6 protein-coding genes and 1 pseudogene are annotated in these 5,170 nt (G+C 59.1%); all 7 read right to left on the bottom strand.

Features of this window, described 5'->3' with window-relative positions:
• Window positions 1–354: pseudogene (locus WBB95_RS13550) on the bottom strand (cytochrome c oxidase accessory protein CcoG); the annotation flags it as partial.
• 207 nt (window positions 355–561) lie between these two features.
• Window positions 562–972, bottom strand: a complete 411-nt coding sequence (locus WBB95_RS13545; protein ID WP_424488035.1) for a type II toxin-antitoxin system VapC family toxin — start codon at window positions 970–972, stop codon at window positions 562–564.
• The gene (locus WBB95_RS13540) at window positions 972–1,226 is read right to left on the bottom strand and encodes a type II toxin-antitoxin system Phd/YefM family antitoxin (protein ID WP_424488034.1); all 255 of its coding nucleotides are present in this window, start codon (window positions 1,224–1,226) and stop codon (window positions 972–974) included. Before WBB95_RS13540 ends, WBB95_RS13545 begins: the two co-directional genes overlap by 1 nt.
• A 169-nt stretch (window positions 1,227–1,395) precedes the next feature.
• Window positions 1,396–2,373: a cytochrome-c oxidase, cbb3-type subunit III gene (gene ccoP / locus WBB95_RS13535; protein WP_424488033.1), complete on the bottom strand. Its 978-nt coding sequence runs from the start codon at window positions 2,371–2,373 to the stop codon at window positions 1,396–1,398.
• Complete coding sequence (locus tag WBB95_RS13530) at window positions 2,370–2,555, bottom strand: cbb3-type cytochrome oxidase subunit 3 (protein WP_424488032.1); 186 nt, start codon at window positions 2,553–2,555, stop codon at window positions 2,370–2,372. The genes ccoP and WBB95_RS13530 overlap by 4 nt, the downstream gene beginning before the upstream one ends.
• Window positions 2,556–2,560: 5 nt before the next feature.
• Window positions 2,561–3,169, bottom strand: a complete 609-nt coding sequence (ccoO, locus tag WBB95_RS13525) for a cytochrome-c oxidase, cbb3-type subunit II (protein WP_424488031.1) — start codon at window positions 3,167–3,169, stop codon at window positions 2,561–2,563.
• On the bottom strand, window positions 3,169–4,611 hold the full coding sequence (gene ccoN / locus WBB95_RS13520; RefSeq protein ID WP_424488030.1) for a cytochrome-c oxidase, cbb3-type subunit I: 1,443 nt from the start codon (window positions 4,609–4,611) through the stop codon (window positions 3,169–3,171). The genes ccoO and ccoN overlap by 1 nt, the downstream gene beginning before the upstream one ends.
• Window positions 4,612–5,170: the final 559 nt, after the last annotated feature.

The following is a 5,170-nucleotide window of genomic DNA, read 5'->3' as shown; positions in this document are numbered from 1 at the left end:
GGTGTAGCCGCACCAGACGCGCCCGGCGTACACCGTGATAAAGAACAGGCCAAACGCCGCTACGATGAGAATGCCCGAGAGCAGGATGAAATCCTGGGGCCAGAACGTGGCACCAAAGATGAAGAATTTACGCTCCGGCAGGTTCCACCACACCGCCTGGTGACCGCCCCAGTTCAGCCACACGGTGCCGAAGTAGAGCAGGAACAAACCGGCACCGCCGAGCATGCGCAAATTGCGAAACAGGCCGGTGAAGGCGCGGGTGTAGATCTTCTCTCGCGAGGCGTAGAGGTCGACAGTGTTGCTGGCGTTTTTGGCAGGCGGGGTAACGTCATGTACCGGTATTTGGTCGCTCATCATTGCATCCCACGGCGGTGGAGATTTGCCTCGGCCAGTACGTGCCAACCGGGGTCAAAAATAGGTTGTTGCAGTGGCGCAATGATACGCCCCTGGTACTGCTGAACAGGTGCGACCTTTGGTCGCGTTGGGGCAAATCAATTGATGGTGTAAGTGACGTGGATCAATTGACTTGTGAAGTATGGTCGGTTTTGGCTGGTTGGCAGCTCACTCCTCCCAGGGATTAATCAATGCGACGCCACTGGACTTGAAGTCGCTGACGTTACGTGTGACGACGGTGAGCCCATGCACCAGCGCCGTCGCCGCAATCAGCGCATCACTTTCATTCGCCTGATCGGGCACATGCAAGTGGGCGCAACGCAGAGCGACTGCCGCATCAACCGGCAGGATTCTGGCATCGAACGCAGGCATCACATGACGCTTGAGCCAGGTACGCAAGACCTTTCCCTGAGCAGGGTCGCGGCGTTCCATGCGCAATACGCCTGTCTCCAATTCTTTCAGCGTAACCACTGAGATAAACATGCGCGGTGCGGTGACACTTTTGGCCCAGGCGACCACGTTCGCATCAGCTTGGGGTTTACGCAGTTCAGAGATCACGTTGGTGTCGAGTAGATACATCAAGAGAGGTCCACGGGGCGATGAGTGATCACGGCACGTTCGGTTTCGAAGTCGATATCGGCCGCTTCCGGCAGCACTAATAAATCAACAATGTCGACATTCAGACCTGTCAGTTTTTGGTAGTCCTCAATACTTAGCAGTACATGGGCAGGCTTGCCGCGATCGGTGATAAAATCCGGCCCCTGGCGGGCGGCTTTTTTGGCACCGCTTGTGTCTTGATTGAATTCGCGGCTGGAAATAGTGGTGATAGTCATGGGGTGTCTCCCCTTATCTGTGCTTGATGTAGCTACGTTACTACTTTGCGTTCGTCCACAGCAACCTCGGTGCTACGAGCGGTTATGCCCATCCATTTTGAGCGTCCTTGAGAAAAACGATAAAGCCCCGCCAGCTACCGCTGTGCGGGGCTTTGTCGTTGCCAAGACCTTACTGCTCTTGCGCTGGTTTCTCGCCATGGGACAAGCTGTACACGTACGCGGCGAGTAAGTGAACCTTGTCGTTCCCCTGCAGTTGCTCCTGCGCAGGCATCTGGCCCTGACGGCCATAACGGATGGTCTGCTGCAGTTGCGCGAAGCTCGAACCGTAGATGAACGCGCCCGGGTGGGTCAGGTCTGGCGCGCCCATCGCAGGCGTGCCTTTGCCGGCAGGGCCGTGGCAGGCCACGCAGTTGGCGGCGAAGAGTTTCCCACCGTTGGCCACGTCGGCCTTGGCGCCTTCCGGCAGTTTGCGCCCGTCGAGGTTGGTCACCACAAAACCTGCCACGTCGGCCACGCCTTGTTCGCCAATGACCTCGGCCCAGGCTGGCATCACCGCGTGGCGGCCTTTCATGATGGTTTCCTTGATGGTGGCCGGCTCTCCGCCCCAGCGCCAGTCGGCGTCGGTCAGGTTGGGAAAGCCGTAGGCACCCTTGGCGTCTGAACCGTGGCACACCGAGCAGTTGGAGGCGAACAGACGACCGCCCATCTTCAAGGCTTGCGGGTCTTTGGCGACGTCTTCAATCGGCATCGAGGCGAACTTGGCGAAGATCGGGCCAAACTTGGCGTCCGACTTGGCCATTTCCTTTTCCCACTCGTGCACGCCGGTCCAGCCGGTCTGGCCGTTGGCGAAAGGGGTTTGCTTGTCGTTGTCGAGGTAGTTGTAGCCCGGCAGCAGGCCCTTCCAGTTGCCCAGGCCTGGGTAGAGCGCCAGGTAGCCGAGGGCAAAGATGATGGTGCCGACGAACAGCATGAACCACCATTTGGGCAGTGGGTTGTCGTACTCCTCGATACCGTCGAACGAGTGGCCGACGGTCTCGTCCGTCTGCTCGCTGCGCTGCCCCCGGCGGGTCGACAGCAGCAGCCAGGTCAGGGCGAAAATGGTACCCAGACTGAGGACTGTGACGTACAGACTCCAGAACGTAGTCATTCTTTGTTACTCCTAGACGCTTGTTCGACGTGCTTGACGGCTTCGGGATCATCCGCAAAAGGCAACATGGTTGCGTCGTCAAACTCTGACTTGCGGCGCGGGCTGAACACCCACAGCGCCAGGCCGATAAAGGCCACCATCACGACAACGGTGCCCAGGCCTCGAATCATCCCGATATCCATGAAGATCACCGTTTGCTTTTGATGATGGTGCCAAGGCCTTGCAGGTAGGCCACCAGTGCGTCCATTTCGGTCTTGCCCTTCACGGCGGCGGCCGCGCCGGCGATGTCTTCATCGGTGTAAGGCACGCCCAAGGTGCGCAAGACTTCCATTTTCTTCGCGGTGTCCTTGCCGTCGAGCTTGTTTTCGACGAGGAACGGGTACGCCGGCATTTTCGATTCCGGCACCACGTTGCGCGGGTTGTACAAGTGCGCGCGGTGCCAGTCGTCCGAGTAACGCGCGCCGACACGAGCCAGGTCCGGGCCGGTGCGCTTGGAACCCCACAGGAACGGGTGGTCCCACACGCTTTCACCGGCCACCGAGTAGTGGCCGTAGCGTTCGGTTTCGGCGCGGAACGGGCGAATCATCTGCGAGTGGCAACCCACGCAACCGTTGGCGATGTAGACGTCACGGCCTTCCAGTTCAAGGGCGGAGCGCGGCTTCATGCCTTCGACCGGCTTGTTGGTGACGTCCTGGAAAAACAGCGGAACGATCTGGGTCAGGCCGCCGATACTCACGGCGATGACCATGAAGAAGGCCAGCAGGCCGATATTCTTCTCGACTACTTCATGCTTCATCAGTGAGCTCCCACAACGGCGATCTTGGCGGCGGCTTCGGCTTCTACCGGGTCGGACGCATGCACGGTGCGCCAGACGTTGTAGGCCATGAACAGCATGCCGCTGGCAAAGAACGCACCGCCGATGGCGCGCACGATATAGCCCGGGTGACTGGCTTGCAGCGCTTCGACGAAGGAGTAGGTGAGGGTGCCGTCATCGTTGATCGCACGCCACATCAGGCCCTGGGTGATGCCGTTGACCCACATCGAGGCGATGTAGAGCACGGTGCCGATAGTGGCCAGCCAGAAGTGCGTGTTGATCAGCCCGACGCTGTGCATCTGCACACGGCCGAACAGTTTGGGAATCATGTGGTACAGCGCGCCGATGGAGATCATCGCCACCCAACCGAGGGCGCCGGCGTGGACGTGGCCGATGGTCCAGTCGGTGTAGTGGGACAGCGAGTTGACGGTCTTGATCGCCATCATCGGCCCTTCGAAGGTCGACATGCCGTAGAACGCCAGCGACACCACCAAAAAGCGCAGGATCGGGTCGGTGCGCAACTTATGCCAGGCGCCCGAGAGGGTCATCATGCCGTTGATCATGCCGCCCCAGCTCGGGGCCAGCAGGATGATCGACATCGCCATGCCCAGCGACTGCGCCCAGTCCGGCAACGCGGTGTAGTGCAAGTGGTGCGGGCCGGCCCAGATGTACAGGGTGATCAGCGCCCAGAAGTGCACGATGGACAGGCGATAGGAGTAGATCGGACGTTCGGCCTGTTTCGGCACGAAGTAATACATCATCCCCAGGAAACCGGTGGTGAGGAAGAAGCCCACGGCGTTGTGGCCGTACCACCACTGGATCATCGCGTCCGTCGCCCCGGCGTAGGCCGAGTAGGACTTGAACCAGCTCACCGGCAGCGAGGCGTGGTTGACGATGTGCAGCATCGCCGTCACCAGGATGAAGGCACCGTAGAACCAGTTGCCCACATAGATGTGCTTGGTCTTGCGCTTGACGATGGTGCCGAAGAACACCACGGCGTAGGTCACCCAGACAATGGCGAGCAAAATGGCGATCGGCCATTCCAGCTCGGCGTATTCCTTGGTGGTGGTGTAGCCCAGCGGGAGGGTGATGACGGCGCCGAGGATCACGGCTTGCCAGCCCCAGAAGGTAAAGGCGGCGAGGCCGTCGGAGATCAGTCGCGTCTGGCAGGTTCGCTGCACGACATAGTAGGAGGTGGCGAACAATGCACAGCCACCGAAGGCAAAAATCACCAGGTTGGTGTGCAGCGGGCGCAGGCGGCCGAAGGTGGTCCATGGCAAACCGAAATTCAATTCCGGCCAAACCAATTGCGAGGCGATGAACACCCCGAGCCCCATGCCAAGGATCCCCCAGACCACCGTCATGATGGCGAACTGGCGGACTACCTTATAGTTATAAGCAGTCGGACTGATTGCTGTGCTCATTCTAAGGTTCCACGGTTTAGGTTTTTTTATAGTTGAAATCGGCCGCAAGTATGTAGAAACCGACAGGCCATTGCAACGCAAGGGCTGACCTGTATCAATGCGTTCCGCGCCAGATTCTGCGCCCTTTCCATGTTTGGTGTAAGGGCATAATCAGAAATTGAAAGCTGATCAAGTAGACAGGAATTTTTGGGGTTCGGGAAGACTTGTAACTTGGTGTGTGTAAACACGCTGTTCGGGAGACGAGTGGTCAGTGGCCTGACAGCCGGTCGCTGCCAGCTTTTGCGCCTGTCATCGAGCAGAAATGTTCAACCCATCGAGTGCAAGTCGGCCGTCGACCGGCCAATACCGATCCACTGTGGGAACAAGCGTAGACCCGAATGGCAGGGGGCGAAAGTTGGGGGGTGGATGGGTGCGACGCTGGGTCGCCCTGGGGGGTGGGGGGTTGGGTGCATATCCGTTGTTTGGGTGATGGCTTCTATTGGTTTCGCTCTTACAGCGACTCACTTTTGGTGGAGCGCAAAAGTAAGCAAAACGCTCTTGCCCCTCCACTCGGTGCCTC

The sequence above is a fragment of the Pseudomonas sp. genome (genome assembly GCF_049645325.1).
Classification (GTDB): Bacteria; Pseudomonadota; Gammaproteobacteria; order Pseudomonadales; family Pseudomonadaceae; genus Aquipseudomonas.
The sequence above is the reverse complement of the archived record's forward strand: the minus strand, read 5'-3'. Positions and strand labels throughout refer to the sequence as shown.